General features: G+C 68.9%; 20 protein-coding genes and 1 riboswitch. Of the genes, 9 read left to right on the top strand and 11 right to left on the bottom strand.

The genetic code is table 11. The annotated features are described in order from the left end of the window. Window positions 1–100: 100 nt before the first annotated feature. Window positions 101–1,747, bottom strand: a complete 1,647-nt coding sequence (gene groL, locus PSV00_RS07830; RefSeq protein WP_300445966.1) for a chaperonin GroEL — start codon at window positions 1,745–1,747, stop codon at window positions 101–103. A gap of 56 nt (window positions 1,748–1,803) precedes the next feature. Then, window positions 1,804–2,091 carry a co-chaperone GroES gene (gene groES / locus PSV00_RS07825; RefSeq protein ID WP_300445965.1) on the bottom strand — a complete coding sequence of 96 codons (288 nt, stop codon included), beginning with the start codon at window positions 2,089–2,091 and terminating at the stop codon, window positions 1,804–1,806. 298 nt (window positions 2,092–2,389) lie between these two features. On the opposite strand from groES, the gene PSV00_RS07820 reads away from it, so the two are divergent. Continuing rightward, window positions 2,390–2,935, top strand: coding sequence for a hypothetical protein (locus PSV00_RS07820; RefSeq protein WP_300445964.1), 546 nt, complete (start codon window positions 2,390–2,392; stop codon window positions 2,933–2,935). A gap of 930 nt (window positions 2,936–3,865) precedes the next feature. Here the strand turns inward: PSV00_RS07820 and PSV00_RS07815 are convergent. After that, entirely contained in the window at window positions 3,866–4,153 is a 288-nt protein-coding gene (locus tag PSV00_RS07815; protein WP_300445963.1) for a hypothetical protein, read from the bottom strand. Between the two features lie 67 nt (window positions 4,154–4,220). Next, window positions 4,221–5,849, bottom strand: coding sequence for a glucose-6-phosphate isomerase (gene pgi / locus PSV00_RS07810; RefSeq protein ID WP_300445962.1), 1,629 nt, complete (start codon window positions 5,847–5,849; stop codon window positions 4,221–4,223). 97 nt (window positions 5,850–5,946) lie between these two features. Between pgi and PSV00_RS07805 the strand changes: the two genes are divergently transcribed. Beyond that, the gene (locus PSV00_RS07805) at window positions 5,947–6,423 is read left to right on the top strand and encodes a hypothetical protein (protein WP_300445961.1); all 477 of its coding nucleotides are present in this window, start codon (window positions 5,947–5,949) and stop codon (window positions 6,421–6,423) included. A 30-nt stretch (window positions 6,424–6,453) separates the two neighbouring features. On the opposite strand, the gene PSV00_RS07800 is transcribed toward PSV00_RS07805, so the two are convergent. The 3 genes from PSV00_RS07800 to PSV00_RS07790 all read right to left on the bottom strand — a co-directional run bounded on the left by PSV00_RS07800 (window position 6,454) and on the right by PSV00_RS07790 (window position 9,581). Beyond that, the gene (locus PSV00_RS07800) at window positions 6,454–8,601 is read right to left on the bottom strand and encodes a thioredoxin family protein (protein ID WP_300445960.1); all 2,148 of its coding nucleotides are present in this window, start codon (window positions 8,599–8,601) and stop codon (window positions 6,454–6,456) included. 65 nt (window positions 8,602–8,666) lie between these two features. Further along, a complete protein-coding gene (locus PSV00_RS07795; protein WP_300445959.1) occupies window positions 8,667–9,122 on the bottom strand; it encodes an OmpA family protein in 456 nt (151 codons plus the stop codon). 120 nt (window positions 9,123–9,242) lie between these two features. Continuing rightward, the gene (locus PSV00_RS07790; RefSeq protein WP_300445958.1) at window positions 9,243–9,581 is read right to left on the bottom strand and encodes a YMGG-like glycine zipper-containing protein; all 339 of its coding nucleotides are present in this window, start codon (window positions 9,579–9,581) and stop codon (window positions 9,243–9,245) included. A gap of 172 nt (window positions 9,582–9,753) precedes the next feature. Between PSV00_RS07790 and PSV00_RS07785 the strand changes: the two genes are divergently transcribed. From PSV00_RS07785 to PSV00_RS07775, 3 genes are read left to right on the top strand one after another with little or no spacing between them, the layout of a single operon-like run. After that, the gene (locus tag PSV00_RS07785; protein ID WP_300445957.1) at window positions 9,754–10,101 is read left to right on the top strand and encodes a hypothetical protein; all 348 of its coding nucleotides are present in this window, start codon (window positions 9,754–9,756) and stop codon (window positions 10,099–10,101) included. A 58-nt stretch (window positions 10,102–10,159) separates the two neighbouring features. Beyond that, the gene (locus tag PSV00_RS07780) at window positions 10,160–11,146 is read left to right on the top strand and encodes a diacylglycerol kinase family protein (RefSeq protein WP_300445956.1); all 987 of its coding nucleotides are present in this window, start codon (window positions 10,160–10,162) and stop codon (window positions 11,144–11,146) included. After that, window positions 11,146–11,997, top strand: coding sequence for a metallophosphoesterase (locus PSV00_RS07775; RefSeq protein ID WP_300445955.1), 852 nt, complete (start codon window positions 11,146–11,148; stop codon window positions 11,995–11,997). The genes PSV00_RS07780 and PSV00_RS07775 overlap by 1 nt, the downstream gene beginning before the upstream one ends. An 81-nt stretch (window positions 11,998–12,078) precedes the next feature. Here PSV00_RS07775 and PSV00_RS07770 read toward each other — a convergent pair whose 3' ends face one another. From PSV00_RS07770 to PSV00_RS07760, 3 genes are all read right to left on the bottom strand, one after another. Continuing rightward, a complete protein-coding gene (locus PSV00_RS07770; RefSeq protein WP_300445954.1) occupies window positions 12,079–12,249 on the bottom strand; it encodes a DUF1328 domain-containing protein in 171 nt (56 codons plus the stop codon). Between the two features lie 89 nt (window positions 12,250–12,338). Then, on the bottom strand, window positions 12,339–12,722 hold the full coding sequence (locus PSV00_RS07765) for a hypothetical protein (protein ID WP_300445953.1): 384 nt from the start codon (window positions 12,720–12,722) through the stop codon (window positions 12,339–12,341). Then, entirely contained in the window at window positions 12,722–13,099 is a 378-nt protein-coding gene (locus PSV00_RS07760; protein WP_300445952.1) for a DUF883 domain-containing protein, read from the bottom strand. The genes PSV00_RS07765 and PSV00_RS07760 overlap by 1 nt, the downstream gene beginning before the upstream one ends. A gap of 164 nt (window positions 13,100–13,263) precedes the next feature. On the opposite strand from PSV00_RS07760, the gene PSV00_RS07755 reads away from it, so the two are divergent. From PSV00_RS07755 to PSV00_RS07745, 3 genes are all read left to right on the top strand, one after another. Then, window positions 13,264–13,923: a fumarylacetoacetate hydrolase family protein gene (locus PSV00_RS07755; RefSeq protein WP_300445951.1), complete on the top strand. Its 660-nt coding sequence runs from the start codon at window positions 13,264–13,266 to the stop codon at window positions 13,921–13,923. After that, window positions 13,920–14,552 carry a maleylacetoacetate isomerase gene (gene maiA / locus PSV00_RS07750; RefSeq protein ID WP_300445950.1) on the top strand — a complete coding sequence of 211 codons (633 nt, stop codon included), beginning with the start codon at window positions 13,920–13,922 and terminating at the stop codon, window positions 14,550–14,552. Before PSV00_RS07755 ends, maiA begins: the two co-directional genes overlap by 4 nt. 81 nt (window positions 14,553–14,633) lie before the next feature. Beyond that, window positions 14,634–15,542: an aldo/keto reductase gene (locus PSV00_RS07745; protein WP_300445949.1), complete on the top strand. Its 909-nt coding sequence runs from the start codon at window positions 14,634–14,636 to the stop codon at window positions 15,540–15,542. Here the strand turns inward: PSV00_RS07745 and PSV00_RS07740 are convergent. Further along, window positions 15,526–17,376, bottom strand: a complete 1,851-nt coding sequence (locus PSV00_RS07740; RefSeq protein ID WP_300445948.1) for a TonB-dependent siderophore receptor — start codon at window positions 17,374–17,376, stop codon at window positions 15,526–15,528. The genes PSV00_RS07745 and PSV00_RS07740 overlap by 17 nt on opposite strands. 167 nt (window positions 17,377–17,543) lie before the next feature. Next, window positions 17,544–17,769, bottom strand: a riboswitch (cobalamin riboswitch). A gap of 54 nt (window positions 17,770–17,823) precedes the next feature. Here PSV00_RS07740 and mutS point away from each other — a divergent pair. Further along, window positions 17,824–19,609 (top strand): DNA mismatch repair protein MutS (gene mutS / locus PSV00_RS07735; RefSeq protein ID WP_300445947.1); only part of this gene is annotated, 1,786 nt, incomplete at its 3' end.

Genomic DNA, 19,609 nt, shown 5'->3' with positions numbered 1-19,609 from the left:
ACTATGTTCTTGTGAGCGTCTGTCGCAAGTAAGAAAAAGGGCGGCCCCGTCACCGGAGCCGCCCTCTTCTGTTCGTTCAGCTTTAGCCTGAAGGCGTGGACTAGAAGTCCATGCCACCCATGCCGCCGCCCATGCCGCCCATGTCGGGGGCACCGCCGCCGGACTTCTTGGGCGCATCGGCCACGGCCGCTTCGGTGGTGATCATGATGCCGGCGACCGAGGCCGCGTCCTGCAGGGCGGTGCGAACCACCTTGGCCGGATCGATCACGCCCATCTGCACCAGGTCGCCATACTCTTCGGTCTGGGCATTGAAGCCGTAGGTGGCGGACTTGTTGTCCAGCACCTTGCCGACCACGATCGAGCCTTCAACGCCGGCGTTTTCGACGATCTGGCGGATCGGGGCCTGGATGGCGCGACGGATGATGGCGATACCGGCCGTCTGGTCGGCATTGTCACCGGTCAGGCCTTCGAGGGCGCGGGTCGCCTTCAGCAGGGCGATGCCGCCGCCGGGGACGATGCCTTCCTCAACGGCCGCACGCGTGGCGTTCAGGGCGTCGTCGACGCGGTCCTTCTTCTCCTTGACCTCGACCTCGGTCGAGCCGCCGACGCGGATCACGGCAACACCGCCGGCCAGTTTGGCCAGACGTTCCTGCAGCTTCTCCTTGTCATAGTCCGAGGTGGTGTCCTCGATCTGGCGCTTGATCTGGCCGATGCGGGCCTCGATCTCGTCCTTGCCGCCGATGCCGTCGACGATGGTGGTGTCGTCCTTGGTGATGGTGACCTTCTTGGCCTTGCCCAGCATGTCGAGGGTGACGTTCTCGAGCTTGATGCCGAGGTCTTCCGAGATCACCTGGCCGCCGGTCAGGACGGCGATGTCCTCCAGCATGGCCTTGCGGCGGTCACCGAAGCCCGGGGCCTTGACGGCGGCGACGCGCAGGCCGCCACGCAGCTTGTTCACCACGAGGGTGGCCAGGGCCTCGCCCTCGATGTCCTCGGCGATGATCAGCAGCGGACGACCGCTCTGGACCACGGCTTCCAGGATCGGCAGCATCGACTGCAGCGACGAGAGTTTCTTCTCGTGCAGCATGATCAGGGGTTCCTCGAGCTGAACCTCCATCTTGTCGGCATTGGTGATGAAATAGGGGCTGAGGTAGCCGCGGTCGAACTGCATGCCCTCGACGACGTCCAGCTCGGTCTCGGCGGTCTTGGCCTCTTCAACCGTGATGACGCCTTCGTTGCCGACCTTTTCCATGGCCTTGGCGATCATTTCGCCGACCTCGACGTCGCCATTGGCCGAGATGGTGCCGACCTGGGCGATCTCGGAATTGTTCGAGACCTTCTTGGCCGAGGCCTTGATCTCGGCGAGGACGGCGGTGACGGCCTTGTCGATGCCGCGCTTCAGATCCATCGGGTTCATGCCGGCGGCGACGGATTTGAGGCCTTCCTGCACGATGGACTGGGCCAGGACGGTGGCGGTGGTGGTGCCGTCGCCGGCCTTGTCATTGGTCTTGGAGGCGACTTCGCGGATCAGCTGGGCGCCCATGTTCTCGAAGGGATCCTCGAGCTCGATCTCCTTGGCGACCGAGACGCCGTCCTTGGTCGAGCGCGGGGCGCCGAAGGACTTCTGGATAATGACGTTGCGGCCCTTGGGACCGAGGGTGACCTTGACCGCATTGGCCAGGATGTTGACGCCGCGCAGCATCTTCTCGCGGGCTTCGGTGGAGAACTGAACTTGTTTGGCAGCCATGTGAGGCGGCTCCTGTTATCTATCGTTGAGGGGAAAAGTCGAGGAAACGCCGGTGCTTACGAAAGCACGCCCAGCACGTCCGACTCTTTCATGATGATCAGGTCATCGCCGTCGATCTTGACCTCGGTGCCCGACCATTTGCCGAACAGGATGCGGTCGCCGGCCTTCAGGTCCATGGCGACATGTTTGCCGTCCTCGTCACGACCACCGGGGCCGACCGAGACGACTTCACCTTCCTGGGGCTTTTCCTTGGCCGAGTCGGGGATGATGATCCCGCCCTTGGTCTTGGATTCTTCTTCAACGCGCTTGACCAGCACGCGATCGCCGAGAGGACGAAACGCCATCTGTGTATTCTCCGATTGCAGACTTCCAGAATGAGTCGCCAGCGCCTCGGGACCGGTTTTGGCAGCCGATGCCATCGAGTGCTAACGTGAGGGGCAAGTAGGCAGACGGCAGCGCATCGTCAAGCGGGGCGGGCGGATATTCCCGTATCCGGCGCATGGGACACGCCCGCCCGGTCGTCGTCGCGATGAACCGGGGATGAACAGACCCCCCCGACCCTGTTCAGACGGCATCCGCCAGGATGGGGCTCAGGATTTCGGCAGCCCCGCCGACCCCAGACCGAAGGGACGGACCATGACCATGCTTTCCAGACTCACCCTCGCCGCGCCGGCCCTGGTCGGTGCCATGGCCGTCAGCCTGCTGGCCGCGGCCCCCGCCGACGCCCAGAGCCGCTACCGCACCCATGACAACGACCGCGACCAGACCGGCGACGTGCTGATCGGAGCCGCCATCGGGGCCCTGGCCGGGGCCCTGATCGGCCAGGGTGACGGCAGCTATGTCGCCGGCGGGGCCCTGGCCGGGGCCGCCCTCGGGGCCGCCTCGAACAGCGGCGGCGACTGCGACTATTATCGCGGCGGCCAGTGCTACCGGAACCAGGGCCACTGGGAACGCGAACACGGCATCGACCGCAGCCGCGGTTACGGGAACGGCTATGGCACCGGCTACGGCTATGGCGACAATCGCGGCTACAGCCAGTCTTCGCGCCAGCGCGCCGACTGCAACTACTATCGTGGCGGCGTCTGCTACCGGAACCAGGGCCACTGGGAGCGTGAGCACGGCATCGACCGCAATGATCGCAACCCGCGCGATGACCGTCGCGAATACCGCTACGACCGTCGCTACTAGAGCGCTACGGGTCTGACCCCATACGTCCGGTCGCGTCGCCTTTGATCGGACGGGCGAGAAGGCGGCCCCCGGAAACGGGGGCCGCCTTTTTCATGGTGTTCGCCATCCGGGATGACAAACCTTCCATCCCGTCATCCTCGGGCTTGGCCCGAGGACCCATGGGTCAGCGGCTGGAGCGTCGGATCAGGGCCCGGATGATACCCCCGCGAGACATCCACCGCCCGCAAGGCCCCGCAATGGGTCCTCGGGACAAGCCCGAGGATGACGGGTCTTGGAAGAGAACGCGCCGCACGACACCAGTGCCCCCTTGTCATCCCGGAAGCGCCAAAGGCGCTATCCGGGACGCTTGACCACCCCAATCCGATCCTCCCGGAAGCGGCGTCAGCCGCTGTCCGGGAGACAGGTCAGGCTCCCGCAGGACGGCACCCGTCTCCCGGACAATCGCGCCGCGATTTCCGGGAGGCCCCGAGCAGCGGAGGCAGGCCGTCCCGGATCGCCGCTTCGCGGCCTCCGGGATGACAAGGTGACCGGGTCTTTGTGCGTGTTGACTAGCCGCTATCCACCCGTTGCGAACGTTCGAGCGCGCTGCAATGCTCCGTGTTCGGGAGAGGCACAACGGATGGACACTATCTACTCTGGCAGTTCGTTTCGACCAGACGTGCGCGAGGTGTTGTTTGGTCGTGAAGGCGGTGCAGGCTGGAAGCTGGACGTATTCGGGCACGATCCGAACTAGTCCGATCCCTATGGCGATGCGTGGGAGCAGACGCTCGATGAGATACTTCCGCACCTCGCGCGGTTTGTAGACAGCAATAGCACGTGGAAAATTCACCTCTCGGGCGAACCTGTCACTTTCTGGGCGGTTATCTCAGGGCATATCATCCCTGCTGGCTCGTGGTCGCTCAACGCCGCTAACCACCCCAAAGCGGACCTTCAAATGCGGATGATCTGCGTGGGGCCGTCAGCAGTCACCCGCCACGCTGTCGCGAACTCGACGACCTGATCGAGAGTCTCGCCGGGGTGGCTGGACGTGGTGATAAATCGGCTGGGGTCCGAGCCGTCGCCAACGATTAGCCAGTCGATCTCGTCTTCGATGCCTTCACACCCTTCTCCGATCACTGCGATCAGGGATACATTCTCGGCAAGGCACCTCTCCACGAATGCCGGGAGCAATGCTGCATCCGACATGGGCAGTTCCAGCACTATCTTTGGCTCGGTCATCCGGCGGAAGCTACCGAACGCAGCGTCCGACTACCACCCATGGCGAAAAGTCCGCGCCCCATCCCCCTCACCCGATCAGCCGCCTCAACAACCCCGCCGTCGACGGATCCAGCCCCGCCGACGCCGTCCCCGCCTTCACATCCTTCAGGATCGCCGTCGCCAGCACCTTGCCCAGTTCGACGCCCCACTGGTCGAAGCTGTTGATGTCCCAGATCACCCCCTCGACGAAGGTCTTGTGCTCATACAGGGCCAGCAGGGCCCCCAGGGCCTCGGGCGTCAGCCGCTCCATCACGATCGTGGTCGAGGGCCGGTTGCCGGGAAAGGCCTTGTGCGGGGCCAGCCGGTCGGCCTCGGCCGCATCGGCCCCGGCGGCCAGCAGTTCGGCCCGGGCCGTGGCCGCGCTCTTGCCGACCATCAGGGCCTGGGCCTGGGCCAGGGCGTTCGCCCACAGGGGGGCGTCGCCGATCCCGTCACCGGTCTCGCCGGTGTGGCGCACGATGATGAACTCCGCCGGCACCACCCCGGGCCCCTGGTGGATCTGCTGGAAGAAGGCGTGCTGGCCGTTGGTGCCGGGTTCGCCGAACACCACCGGGCCGGTCGGCGTATCGACCGGACTGCCGTCGCGGCGCACCCCCTTGCCGTTCGACTCCATCTCCAGCTGCTGCAGGAAGGCCGGCAGCTGGCGCAGGGCGTGGGCATAGGGGGCCACGGTCCGGGCCGGCCGCTTCATCCCGGCGACATTGAACACCTGGGCCAGGGCCAGCATCACCGGGGCATTGCGCGCCAGCGGGGCCGAGAGGAAATGGGCGTCCATCTCCGCCGCCCCAGCCAGCAGCCGTTCAAAAACCTCGGGCCCCGCCGCCACGGCCACCGACAGACTGACCGCCGACCACAGCGAATACCGCCCGCCGACCCAGTCGCGGAAACCGAAGGTGTGGCCACAGCCGAAGGCCGCCGCCCTGTCCGGGGCCGCCGTCACCCCGACCAGATGGCGCTCACGCCCGGCCTCGGGCAGGGCCGCGGCCAGCCAGGCCCGGGCCCGTTCGGCATTGGCCAGGGTCTCCTGGGTGGTGAAGGTCTTGGACACCACCACCACCAGGGTGGTCTCGGGATCCAGCCCGGTCAGGGCCTCGGCCATGTCGCGCGGGTCGATATTGGCGACGAACCGCAGGTCGATCGCCGGATCCAGCGGCCGCAGCGCGTCCCACAGCAGACGCGGCCCCAGATCCGACCCGCCGATGCCGATGTGAACGATGGCGCGGAACGGCTTGCCCGTCGCCCCGGCCTCGCTGCCGCTGCGGACCGCCGTGGCATAGGCGGCGATGGCTTCGCGCACGGTGGCGACCTCTTCCGAGACCGGCTCGCCCAAGGCGTGAAAGTCCGCGCCGGGGGCGGCCCGCAGGGCCGGATGCAGCACCGCCCGACCCTCGGTGCCGTTGACCGCCTCACCCGCGAACAGGGCGGCGCGACGGCCCTCCAGATCGCAGGCCTGGGCCAGGGCCAGACAGGCCTCGAACCCCTCGCGGCTCCAGCCCTGTTTCGACAGGTCCAGCCACAGGCCGGCCGCCTCCAGACCCATGCGCGCCGCGCGCCAGGGATCGGCGTCAAACTGCTCCAGGATCGCCGTGTCCGCATCCAGACGCGCGATGTTTTCCAGCCTCGTCAGGGCCTGGGTGCGCGGCGATGTCACGGGCATGTCAGCAGTCTCCGGGCGGCAATCAAGCTCTCGTTTACGGGTCAGGCGTAAGCCGGTTCAACCGCTGATTCGCGAATTCCGTCCCGAGAGGTCTGCCATGTCCTGTGGTCTCGCCATTGCTTCCATGCTGATGCTCACCAATCCCGACGTCGCCCTGGCCGCGGCCCGGCCGCCGGCGGCGGTCGACGCGCCGGTCTCGGTCGCCGGCGAGCCCCTGTTCGCCGACATCGTCGCCCGCTCGGGAACGCTCAAGGCCATGGTCGACGGCTGGGCCGCCGACGGCGTCGCCGACCAGACCGGCTTCATGACCGGCGATGTGTTTTCCGGCTTCAAGGCCCGCGCCGCCGAACTGGCCGATCTGGACATGCAGGGCCATATCATCCTGCGCGAACGCGGCACCGACGGCGATCTGAAATGCATCCTGCGCGGCATCGCCGAGGATATCCCGAAGAAGGTCGCCGCCCTCGAGGCCGCCACCACCGCCCCGGCCCGCGCCGACGCCCTGTCCGAGCTCGCCTATCTGCTGAACGACAATGTCGAGGTCATCACCGCCCCGCCCCAGCCGGAAGCGTGACGTTGACACCCTCTCCCAGTGGGAGAGGGTTCAGCGACGATCCTTCAACGCCTCCACCACCACCCCCTCGGTCAGCAGTTGCGGCAGGAGGCGCGGCTCGACCTGTCCGGGGGCGTAATACAGATACAGGGGCACGCCCGAGCGCCCGTGGCGCGCCAGTTCAGCGGTGATGGCGTCATCGCGCCGGGTCCAGTCCCCGACCAGATAGACGGTCCCCGTCGCCTCCAGCGCCGCCGCCACCCGCGCTGAGCTCAGCGCCACCCGTTCATTGATCTTGCAGCTCACGCACCAGTCGGCGGTCAGATTGACCAGAACCGGCTTGCCCTCGGCCCGCGCCGCCGCAACGGCGGCCGCGGACCAGGGCGTCGAGACCGGTCCGGACGAGGCCCCGCCGGGCCGGGTCACCGCCATCTCTGCCGGGATTACCGATGCCAGCAGGGCCGTGGCCCCGGCCAGGGCCAGGACGACCACGCCGACGGCCAGATACAGGCGGCGGGTCACGCCCGGGGTCCGCTCGCCCTGACCCGTGCCGACCAGCCAGACCCCCAGCGCCAGCAGCACGCCGGCCGCGAACAACAGCCCCAGGGCCTCGGCCCCGGTCTGCCGGCTGAACACCCAGGCCAGCCACAGGGCCGTCGCATACATGGGGAAGGCCAGCAGCCCCTTGAGCCGCTCCATCCACGGTCCCGGAGGGGGCAGTTTGCCCAGCAGGGCCGGCGACAGGCTGACCGCCACATAGGGCAGGGCCAGGCCCAGACCCAGGGCCAGAAACACTGCCAAAGCCAGCGGCCAGGGCATCAGCAGGGCCGCCCCAAGGGCAAAGGCCATGAAGGGAGCGGTGCAGGGGGCCGCGACCACCACGGCCAGCACCCCGGTAAAGAAGGCCCCCAGCCCGCCGGGCAGGCGCGCCAGCGGCCCCGACCCCACGCCCTGCAGACCCGCCCCGACATGAAAGACGCCGGACAGGTTCAGGCCGACGGCCAGCATCAGCAACGCCAGACCGGCGATTACCGCCGGGGACTGCAGCTGAAACCCCCAGCCGACCGACTCGCCCAGGGCCCGCAGCACCAGCATGGCCGCGGCCAGGGCGACAAAGCTCACCAGGACCCCGGCGAGGAAGGCCAGGCCGTCGCGCCGCGCCTCGACCGGGTCATGGGCCGAGGCTGACAGGGCCGCCGCCTTCATGGCCAGGATCGGGAAGACGCAGGGCATCAGATTGAGGATGAGCCCGCCGAGCAGGGCGAACAGCAGGGCCTGGACCACGACCAGCGCCCCGGTCGTCGTCGGGCTGTCGTCGATCGGCGGCAGGGCCCCGGCCCCGGTCGTGCCCGGCAAGGGCGGGCCAGGCTCGGCCCGGATTTCAAAGGCCCCGGCCGCCGTGGCCAGCACCCCCTCGACCGGGCCGTCCAGCCCGGCGGCGACCCGGTCCCCGGCCGGCTGCAGTTTCAGGGTCAGGCCCTCGGCACCCCGCTCCCCGGTCTGGACAGCCGGGTGCAGGATCAGATCGCTGCGATAGGGGAAGAAATAGGCCGGCCCATCGGCGATTTCGGCCAGCGGGCCGTCCCGGGCCGACAGGGTCAGGACCCCGTCGGCCAGGCTGACGCGGGCGGTGATCCCAGCGGGCCGGGGGGCACTGTCGAGTATTGTGCGGATCGGCGCGCCGACGCGCGGCGACAGCGGGGCCGCCCCCTCACGGATCGGCAGGTTCAGCCCCAGGGTCATTTCGTCCGGCACGCACATCTCGGCGCTGCACACCAGGATCAGGACCTTGACCGACAGGGGCAGGGTGGTTCCCGGCCGGGCCGTCGGCGGAATTTGTACCGGTACCGGCAGATATGTCTCGCCCGCATACCCGTAATTCATCAGCCCCAGCAGCGGCTGGCGGCCGGGCAGGGGCCAGACCACCGCACCGGCGGTCACGTCCGGTGGCAGGATCCAGTTCAGGGTGGGGGCCCCGCCGGAGTCGCCCGGGTTGCGCCAGTAGGTATGCCAGCCGGGGGCGATCGTCTGGCGCACGGCGACCACGGCCGTCGATCCGGGCGCGGCCCAGGCCGACATCGCCACCAGTTCGGCCTCGATCCGGGGCGTCGACTGCGGGCCCGCTACCGCCCGGGCCGCAACCGGCAGGGCGCTCAGGGCCAGCAGCAGGCCGGTCAGCAAGAAGGTCAGTCTGCGCAAGGCGAATATCCGGCGGCCGAAACAGCGGCGACCTTAGCCAAGCCCCGGGGTCGGGGCCACCGGTCTCAGCGTCGCGGCGCGGCCTCGACCAGAACCTCGGTACGACGGCGCATCGGTTCGCGGGCCCCGGTGTCGGTCACGGCCCCGGCCTCACCCACGCCCTCGACCGCGAAGACCGGAACCGGCCAGCCGGCGGCCTTCAGCGCATCGGCGACCGCCATCGCGCGGCGCTCGGACAGGCTCTGGTTGGCCGCCCCGCCACCCCGGGCATCGGACAGGCCGACCACCTGCACGCGCTGGATGTCGCAATCCCGCAGCTGGGCGGCGGTGGCGCCGATGGCCTGACGCGCGGACTCGGTCAGCCGGGCCTCGCTGTCGGCGAAATAGATCTCGAACCGCTGCGGCACACAGGTCGCCGGCACCGCCACCAGGGCCTCGCGGCTCCCGAACATGCCCGCACCCAGCCCGCACCCGGACAGCGCCAGCCCCGCCGTCACCGCGATCAATGCTGTCCGTTTCATCTCAGTCCTCCAGGGCAACCCCGCCTCCCCGGCAGGACCCGCACGCAAAAAGGGCGGTCCGCCACATGACGAACCGCCCCGTTACCGGACCGGGTCAGACCCGGTCCAGTATGGTCTCGCCTAGTAGCGACGCTGACCGTTTTCCCAATAACATTCAGTCTGACGGTTATCGTAGCAGTAGTAGTAGCGGCCCTGGGCGTCCTGGTAGCGCTGCTGGTTGTTGCGATCCTGCTGCGAGCCGCGGATAGCACCCGCCGCGCCGCCGACCACAGCCCCGATGGCCGCGCCACGTCCGGCGTTACCGTCGCCAACGTTGTTGCCGATGATCGCCCCGGCGACGGCACCGATACCGGCACCGATGGTGCCCTGGCGCAGGGTTTCGTTGTTACCGTACGGATCACTGGCGCAGGCGGTGGCCATCAGGCCGGCGGCTGCAATCGCGATAAGTGCCTTGTTCATATTGATGTCCTTCATCCCTTAAGGGTTCGCCCCGTGGGGGAGAACGCTGGATTGTCATGACGGTTCCCGCGCTATTATCCACTTCAAGGCTGTATTAGGCTTTGGATCCAGTGGATTTGTGCGGTCGCGCAGGGGGTGCGGTCCGGATCCACAGGACGATTAGGGGGCTTTCATGCGATTTTCTCAACCCGTCAGAATGGCCGATGGCGGCGAAACCAGTCCGGTTTGGGCCCGTTCGCGCAAGCGTTCCGGCATGCCGATCGTCGGCCTGCTGGTTACGCTGCTGGCGTTGTTCGGTGCCCTGACCGCGGTTCTCGGCATCAAGGAACAGTCCCTGGCCGCCGGTGGCGCGGTCGTTGACGGCTGGATCACCAGCGGGTGGGACGGTGCCAGAGGCCTGATCGGCAAGGCTCCGGCCGCCGCTGATGACGCGGCAGCGGAAGCCGGCGCGGCAGCGGCCAAGGCCGGGGATGCCCTGCAGGCCGGAGCCGAGACCACCGCCAACGAGATGAAGAAGTAAACCTCATCCCGCATTCAACCCGGCCGGAACATCACTCCGGCCGGGGCGTTCGGGCCTGATGAGCGAAACCTTGATCGATCCGACGGCCGCCCTGGCCGCCGATTTACGCGCCGGAACCGGATCAAACCCCGGCCTGCCGACTTTGACGGCCCATGTCGCGTTGAAGCGTGTGATCATGCTGGTGAATCCCCTGTCCGGTGGCGTCGGGGCCCAGGCCGTAGCGGAAGCGACCAGCCTCCTTGCGGACTATGATTTCGAATCCTCGGTCGTCGAGTTGACCCATGACGATTTCGACGCCCGGGTCGATGCGGCCCTGGCCTCCGCTCCGGATGTCCTGATCGTCCTCGCCGGCGACGGGACCGCCGGCACCATCGCCTCACGCGCCGGGCCCGACGGACCGCTGATCGCGCCCCTGCCGGGCGGAACCATGAATATGCTGCCTCGCGCCCTCTATGACACCGCTGACTGGAAGGCCGCCCTGCGCCTGGCGCTGGAACAGGGAACGGTCCGGGACATAGCCGGAGGCGAGATCAGCGACGCTGACAGCCGACACACCTTCTATTGCGCGGCCATCCTCGGGTCCGCGGCCCTGTGGGCTCCCGCTCGCGAGGCGATCCGTGCCGGCCAGCTGAAACTGGCCTGGGTCTATGCACGGCGCGCCCTGCGGCGCGCCTTCAGCGGCCGGCTGCGCTATGCGCTGGACGGCGCGAGCGGACGCCAGACCGAGGCCCTGGTTCTGATCAGCCCGACCATCTCCCGGGCCATCGGCGACGATGCCGGGCTCGAGGCGGCGGCGATGAACCCGGTCGATGCCGGACAGGCCGTCCGTTTGGCGGCCCACGCCCTGTTCACCGGCTGGCGGCAGGACCCGTCGGTACGGACGACAGCGATCCGCAGCGCCAGTGTCCGGTCCCGCTCTCGCATTCCGGCGGTGATCGACGGCGAACCGACGCTGCTGCGACATGAGGCGAAAGTCCGCTTTATCCCCCGGGCCTTCCGGGCCCTGGCTCCGACCCCGCCCGCCCCGGCGACGGACGCCGCCTAGTGGGGCGTATCCTCCAGTTCTCCGACATTCATTTCGGCTGTGAGCACGGGCAGGCCACGGCTGCCGCCCTCGACTACGCCCATTCGACCCCGGCCGACCTGACGCTGATTACCGGCGACGTGACCCAGCAGGGCCGCCCGGATGAATTTCAGGCCGCGGGGGCCTGGATCCGGGCCATGCCCGAGCCGACCTTCGTCGTCGTCGGCAACCACGATGTGCCCTACTGGGACGCCATGGCGCGGCTGTTCTGGCCGTGGCGCGCTTTCGAGACGGCGATCGGCCACCCGGCCCACGATCACCAGTTTCTTGGTGCGGCCCTGATGGTCCGGGGCGTAACCACGGCGCGCGGCTGGCAGGCCCGGCTCAACTGGTCAAAGGGCGTCATCGACCTCGACCAGACCCGGCGCGCCGCCGAGGCCCTGCGCCAGGCCCCGATCGGGGCGCTTCGGGTCCTGGCCTGTCACCATCCTCTCATCGAAATGATCGGCGCGCCGATGACCGGCGAGGTCCGGCGCGGCGAGGCCGCTGCCCACATCTTTGCCGAGGCCGGGGTCGACCTGATCATGACCGGCCATGTTCATGTCCCCTTCGCCCTGCCGATCGAATTGTCGGACCGGTGCTCCTATGCCGTCGGTTGCGGCACCCTGTCGTTGCGCGAGCGCGGCGCGCCGCCGGGCTTTAACCAGATCGACTGGGACAGCCGGGCCATCACGGTTACGGCCATGGGCTGGACCGGCGACCGTTTCGAGCCGCAACAGGTCTGGAAACTGCCGCGCCGACAGGACACCCGCACGGCGGCGACGGCTCCCGATCCCCATGCGGCCGGCGTGATGGAACAGGCGGCCACCTGATCAGGGCGGTTCGGTCAGGGCGTCAAAAAGGCCGCGATCATCGCGATCGCGGCCTTCTGAATCGTAGTCGTCGCGCGAGGCCTAGAGTCGGGATCCACCCCCCTTGCCGGTGACGAAATGTACCACCAGCAGGATCAGGAACACGACAAACAGAACATAGGCGATGTTGATGGAAACGGCGGCGACGCCGCCCATGTTCAGGGCACCGGCGACCAGCGCCAGAATGAGAAAGATGATGGCGTAGCGAAGCATAGGGGTTCTCCGGAAGCGGTTGATGGAGACGCGTCCATCAAGGCCACGCCTGCCGTATCAACGCCCCCGGCGAAACGACGTTCCCTCGGCTAGCGCCGTCGACCGGCACCCTTTTCGGTAAAGGCTGCGGCGACCATGGTCGCCAGGGCCGGATTGCGCAGGAAGATGAAGCCACCGGCCAGGGCGGCTGCGGCCCCCATCAACGGCCGGTCACGGAACAGGGCAAAGGCGCGCGCGGCCAGACCCTCCGGCTCTTCTTCCTCCTCGAACTCGGCCCGGGCGACGAAGACCACCGCCACCACGATGGCCACCAGGGCGAACAGCAGGGCGGTGATCGCCGCCGCCGCGACCGGCAGGACCAGCAGGGCCAGCGCATGATACAGGGTCGCCCCCAGGGCGATCACGGCCACAAAGGCCGCGCCCGCCGCCACCGCGGTGGCGACGGCCTTGCGAACCAGACTGCGCCCGACCATCAGCGGCGGCGACCGGCCAACAGCAGGCCGAGCACGACGCCCACGCCCAGGGCAATGGCGGTCGACTGAACCGGCCGTTCCTGGACCCGCTCGGTGATGTAGCGCTGGGCCTCATCGATCCGTTCAGAGGCGTCGTCATAATATTCGCGACTGCGATTGCGGGCCTGGTCGTAATAAACCCGGGCGCGCTCCCGGACCTCCTCGCCCTTTTCACGCAGCAGGGTTTCGGCCTCGCCGGCCTTTTCGCGCAGGCGAGCCTCGGCCGCCTCGGCCTTCTCGCGCAGACGCTGGGCTTCCTCGCGCGCACCGACCGACAGATCCGCCTTCAGGGTCTTGAGGTCAGCCTTGATGTCTTCTCGTGCCTTGGTCGTCGCCATGATGCGCTCCGGGGATAAAAAATGGATATGATACCCCAACAGATAGGGTCGCCAAGCCTGAAACGCCAGCCGTCGCGGTCAGTTCCTGCCGCCACACCGCTCCGTTTGCCGGCCCGGAGGCATCGCCTCTGGCGAAGCGCGCCGGTCCGACCTAGAAAATGCAGATGACCTCCTGGCTGTTCCCGCCCGCCCCCGCCCCGTCCCTGCCAATTTTTGGCGCAACCGAGCGTTTTCCGGTGCGCCGGATCCTCTGCGTCGGCCAGAATTACGCCGCCCATGCGCGGGAAATGGGCGGCGATCCGTCCCGGCCGGCCCCGTTCTTTTTTTCCAAGCCGGCTGACGCCCTGGTCACCGACGGGGCTGACCCGACCTATCCGCTCGCCACGACGGACCTGCACCATGAGATCGAACTGGTCTGCGCTGTCGGCGAAGGCGGGGCCATCGTCGGCTGGGCCGTGGGTTGCGACCTGACCCGCCGGGACCTGCAGGCCGCGGCCAAGGCAGCCGGCCGGCCGTGGGACGCGGCCAAGGGCTTCGACCAATCGGCACCGTGCGGCACCCTGACCCTCGGGACCCTGCCGGATCCCGCCGCAGCCATCCGTCTCGAGGTCAATGGCGTGGCCCGACAGACAGGCCACCTCGACGAGATGATCTGGAATCCGTCCGAGATTCTGGCCAAGGCCGGCGAACTCTGGGCCCTGCAGGCCGGCGACCTGATCTTCACCGGCACGCCCGAAGGTGTCGGCCCGTTGCTGGCCGGGGACCGGGTCACGGCGACCATCGACGGACTGAGCTCCCTGGAATTCACGGTGCGACCGCGATGATCCTGCACGGCTACTGGCGATCCGGCACCGCCTACCGGACCCGGATCGCCCTGAACCTCAAGGGGCTGACCTATGACCAGGCCGGCGTCGACCTGCGTCAGGGTGAGCAGAAGTCTGCCGCCTATCTGGCCCTCAACCCCCAGGGCATGGTGCCGGCACTCGAGGTCGACGGTCTGGTGCTGACCCAGAGCCCGGCCATCCTCGAATGGTTGGAAGAAACCTACGCCGAACCGCCGTTGCTGCCCGCCGACGCCGGCGGTCGCGCCAGGGTTCGCGCGATGGCGGCCCTGGTCGGCTGTGACATCCATCCCCTGAACAACCTGCGGGTCCTGAAGGCGCTGCGCGAATCGTTCGACGCCGCACCGGCCCAGACCGACGCCTGGGCCGGACGCTGGATCACGGCCGGATTTGCCGCGCTGGAGACACTGGTCACGGGCCACGGGGACGGCTGGGCCTATGGATCGAGCCCCGGCCTCGCCGATTGCTATCTGATTCCGCAGATTTATTCCGCACGGCGCTTCAATGTTGAGTTGGACGCCTACCCGCGCCTGCGGGCCATAGAATCGGCCGCAAATGCCCACCCAGCCTTCATCGCTGCCCATCCGGACCGTCAACCCGACGCCGACTGATCACCGACCGGCGCTCTGCGGGTAAGACTCTGTAAAAGTCTCGGTGAGGCGGCCTTAAACTTTGGCCGTCAGGGTCGAAGGGTGAAGCCGTCTTCTCCCCAGTCTCCAGTCGCCAAACTCGCCCTGTCGGTGGTGCATGAGCCCGAGCGCGCCCTGCCCGCCCCGAGCGGCGCGCGCGAGGAGGCCCTGCGCTTTTTGCTGCAGACGGCGGCCGACGCCGGCGTCGGCCTGATCGCCACCCGCCCGGACGGCGACGGCGAGCGGCAACTGGGCCAGGCCTGGCCCTTTCCCTCCCCCTTCCAGGTCACGGTCCGCACGGTACCGCTGAGCGAGGGTCTCGACCGGGTCGAGGCCCGGGCCCGGCGCTCGCTTGAGCGACTCGGCCTGCCGCGCGGTGACACCCTGCTGGTGTCCCAGGCGACCGACCTGGCCGGGGTTGACGGCCGGGCCCTGTGGGATCGCCTCAAGGCCCTCAAGGACCGCGGCCTGTTCCGGCACATCGGCTTTTGCGCGACGGTCGAGGACGGTCCGACCCTCTTGGCCCGGCGCTACCAGCCCGACGTGGTGCAGATGCCCGGCAACCTGCTGGATCAGCGCGCCCACAGGACCGGCATCCTGTCCGAGCTGGCCGGTCTGGACGTGGCTGTCCATCTGTCATCGGTTTTCGCCCGTGGCCTGCTGTTCATGAGCGGCGAATCCCTGCCCGCCCATCTGGCTGAGTACGCCCCGACCCTGTCGCGCACGCGCCGCCGGCTGGCCGAGGCGCGGATCGATCCGATGCAGGCGACCCTGGCCTATACCCTGGGCCTGCCCGAGGTCGCCGCCGTCGTCGCCAGCGTGGCCTCGGCCGCCGAGATGCGCGCCATCCTCGCCGCAGCCCACGCCCCCCGGCCGGATCTCGACTGGGAGGCGCTGGCTTTCGAACAGCCGGCGGCCCTGGCGCAAAGCCCCGGGACCGCCGCCCGTCGCGCGATCAGTAACGCAGCCTGACCCCGACATAGCCGGCCCGTCCCGGCTCCCCGTAGCCGAACACCTGCTGGAAATGCCGGTCCGTGAGATTATCGACCCGCGCCGTCAGGCTGACCGCCGGCGTCACGATCCACGCGCCCGACAGGCCTGTGGTGACGAAGGCTTGGCGCACCCCGCCGGCATCGTCCTGATCCCCTTCCGCCCGCACCGTCAGCGCCCCTGACAGGCGCGCCCCGGTCCAGCCCAGGGTCGCCGACCCGGCATGTTCAGGCACCCGCAGCAACCGCGCCCCGGTCGTGCGATCCGTCGCGTCGGTCCAGCCATAGGCCAGGGTCAGGGCCAGCCCCCCGCCCAACAGGGCCTGCCCTTCAAGCTCGACACCGTCTGTCCGGGTCCGGTCGATATTGACGTAGACACTGTCGAAACTCACCAGGTCGAAGACATAGGTGATCTGGTCCTCGACATTCAGCCGGTAGGCGGTCGCCCGCGCCCGCACCCGCCCGTCCGCCGAGCTCCAGCCGAGCGCCAGCTCGACACTGTCGGCCGTCTCGGGCCGCAGGACCGGGAAGGGTGAGGCAGAAATGCAGTAGTCGCAGACCGCCTGGCTGATCGAGGGGGCCTTGAATCCCGTCCCCCAGGCCCCGGACAGGATGAATCCGGCGTCCAGATCCCAGGCCGCCGACAATCGCCCGGTGGTCGCACCGCCGAAATCGTCGGTTTCGTCACGCCGGAGAGCCCCGGTCACACCCAGTCGCGGCGAGACCTGCAGTCGCGACACCCCGAACACCGAGGTCACCCCCATCCGTTCGGTGGCACCGGTGGACAGGGCGGCCCGGTCCTCCTCCCGTTCGGCCCCCAGCGTAAAGTCGACCCGGTCAGCCAGGGCCGTCCCGGTGGCCTGCCAGCGATAGACCTGGCGGTCGGCGGTGAAGGTCGAGGCAAAATTGCCCTGGTTGGCGCGGGTCAGATCGATCGCCGACACACTGAGCTGATGGTCCAGACCCGCGGCCGCGAACAGCAGACGACCGCTGGCCGACCATTGCTCGCTTTCGGTGGTGTCGGCGGTGTCGGCGGGCACATAGATCGGCGGCGGATTGCCGTCGAGGTCGCCGGCACTGCGGCTCCAGCGCACCGTGCCCTCGACCCGCGCCCCGGGCGCGAACCGGTAACGCCCCCGAACACCGGCCGAGGTGCTGCCGAAACCATCGCGCTCGGGGTTACCGTCGGCGGCGTCGGCGGCCGAAATGCCCGCCGTGTCGAAGCGCGACACCCAGGCCCCGAGGGCCCAGGCCTCTTCTGCGCGGCCCAGGGCCAGACGCCCGCGCACCGTGTCGAACGACCCGGCCTCGGCCTCGGCCCGCAGCCCGTCGATCTCGCGGGTGGTGAAGGCGATGACCCCGCCGATGGCCGCCGACCCCCACAGGGACGACTGCGGCCCGCTCAACAGCTCGATGCGATCGATGTCGCCGAGGTCGAAGCCCGAGAAATCAAAGGCTCCGTTGATCTCGGACGGGTCATTGACCGGCACCCCGTCGACCAGCACCAGGGTCTTGCCCGGTGCGGCACCCCGCATCCGCACCTGGGCGATGCCGGCAAAGGCCCCGGACCGGGTTACCGACAGGCCGGGAATGTCAGCCAGAATGTCGGCGGCAAAGATCGCCCCGCGCTGTTCGATGGTGGCGGCGTCGATGACCCGGGCTCCGGGCGTGTCGGCAACGATGGCCGGCAGCCGGGTGGCGGTGACGATCACCTCGGGCAGGATCGCGGTCCGGTCGTCATCGGGACTCCGGGCGAGGGCAGGCAGGGCAAAAAGGGTCGCGAACGCGACCGTGGACAGCAGGATGGACCGCTTCATCAGCGTATCTCCGTCAAACCGCCGCGAATGCGCGCGCAGCGGCGTTGAATGCGACCGATCCGCCAGACCGGACGGTCTGGTGACGCATGGATCGGGTCGCTTCGACGGACGGATGCCTTCGGCTGAAGGCAGGACAGGCCCCGCGCCTCTGTCTGGTCCCGGACAGCGGACGAACGACGTCGGCGGCCAGGTCTCCTGGCTTGCGGGTCAACAGCCGCCGTCCTCACCTTCCCGGACGCCCGTGAGCCTCCAGTGGTGCCGGATCATCGCTGATCCGGAGCGAACGACGGCCTCACCGCCTACAGTTGCGGGCACAGCCACGGTATCGCACCGTGTTCCCTTAAACCGCCTGACCCGCTTGTCGCAGGCCGATGCCGCGCCGACAAGTCGATTGCACGCCATTCCGCTTGAGGGCAGGGACGCAATCCTTCACCCTGTGACGACGCCATGAACGCCCCCCTGAAGCCACTACCGAAAGCCGAGACCGTCGACACCGGGACCACCCCGGTGATGGCGCAATTCCTCGCGGCCAAGGCCGGGGCCCCTGACGCCATCCTGTTCTTCCGCATGGGCGATTTCTACGAACTGTTCTTCCGGGACGCCGAGATCGCCTCGGCCGCCCTGGGCATCACCCTGACCAAGCGCGGCAAGCATCAGGGCGAGGACATCCCGATGGCCGGGGTCCCGGTCCATGCGCTGGAAGGCTATCTGGCCCGGCTGATCCGCCAGGGCTTCAAGGCCGCGATTTGCGAACAGGTCGAGGCTCCGTCCGAAGCGAGGAAGCGCGGCTCCAAGGCCGTGGTCAAACGCGAGGTGGTGCGGGTCGTCACCCCGGGTACCCTGACCGAGGACACCCTGCTGGACGCGCGCGGGGCCAACCGGCTGGCGGCCGTGGCCGTGCGCAAGGGCCGGGCCGCCGTGGCCGTGGTCGAGCTGTCAGCCGGCACCGTCGACGCCGTGGCCTGCGACCTGGCCGATCTGGGCGCGACCCTGGCCGCCTTCCGCCCCAGCGAGGTGCTGGTGCCGGACCGTCTGTTCTCTGATCCGGCCGCCCAGGCGGCGCTCGATGGCTGCGGCGGCGTGGTCCAGGCCCTGGCCCAGGCCCTGGCCGAGCCGCTCGGGGCCCGGGTCCGGGTCGAGCGCCTGTACGGTGTCGCCTCACTGGACGGCTTCGGGGCCTTCGAGGAGGCCGAGGTCTCGGCCCTCGGCCTGGTCGCCGCCTATCTGGAGACGACCCAGGCCGGCAAGATCCCGGCCCTGGCCCCGCCGCGCCGCTCGGGCGAGGCCGGCTTTCTGGCCATCGACCCGGCCACCCGCCTCAGCCTCGAGATTGACCGCACCCAGCGCGGGGAGCGCGACGGCTCCCTGCTGGCCTGTATCGACCGCACCGTGACCTCGGGCGGGGCCCGGGCCCTGGCCGAGCGAATCGCCCGGCCGTTGCGCGACGTGACCACCATCAACCATGGACTCGACGCCGTCGGCTGGCTGCTCGAGCGCCGCGACCTGCGCCGCGACCTGCGCGATGCCCTCAAGGCCTCGGCCGATGTCGCCCGGGCGACATCGCGCCTGGCCCTGGGCCGGGGCGGACCGCGCGATCTGGCGGCGATCCGCTCGGGCCTGACCACCGCCCAGGGTCTGGCCGGTCTGTTCGCCGGCACCGGTGAAACGCTGACCGGACCGTCCACGCGTATCGCGGCCTGTCTCGACAGACTGACCCTGAGCCCGGACGTCGACCACCTGCTGGCCGGCCTGGTCGACGGTCTGGTCGACGAACCCCCGCATCTGGTCCGCGATGGCGGCTTCGTCCGTCCCGACCACCGGCCGGAACTGGACGAGGCCCGTCGCCTGCGTGACGACAGCCGCCGGGTCGTCGCCGACCTCGAGGCCCGGGCCCAGCGCGAGGCCGGCATTCCGCTGAAGGTGCGCCACAACGCCGTGCTCGGCTATTTTCTCGAGACCACGGCCAAACACGCCGAGCCCCTGATGCGGGCCGGGCCCGACAGCCCCTTCATCCATCGCCAGACCCTGGCCAGTCAGGTGCGGTTCACCACCGTCGAACTGTCCGAGCTGGACGCAAAAATCAGTCAGGCCGGTCACCGCGCCCTGGCCATCGAGGGTGAGACCTTCGAGACCTGGCGGCGGACGGTTCAGACCCTGGCCCAGCCCCTGCAGGCCGTCGCCGAGGCCCTGGCCGAGCTGGATGCCCACGCCGCCCTGGCCGAATGGGCCGAGG

Origin of the sequence: Brevundimonas sp. (genome assembly GCF_029945885.1) — a bacterium.
Lineage (GTDB): Bacteria > Pseudomonadota > Alphaproteobacteria > Caulobacterales > Caulobacteraceae > Brevundimonas.
This window is presented reverse-complemented; position numbering and strand designations above follow the sequence as displayed.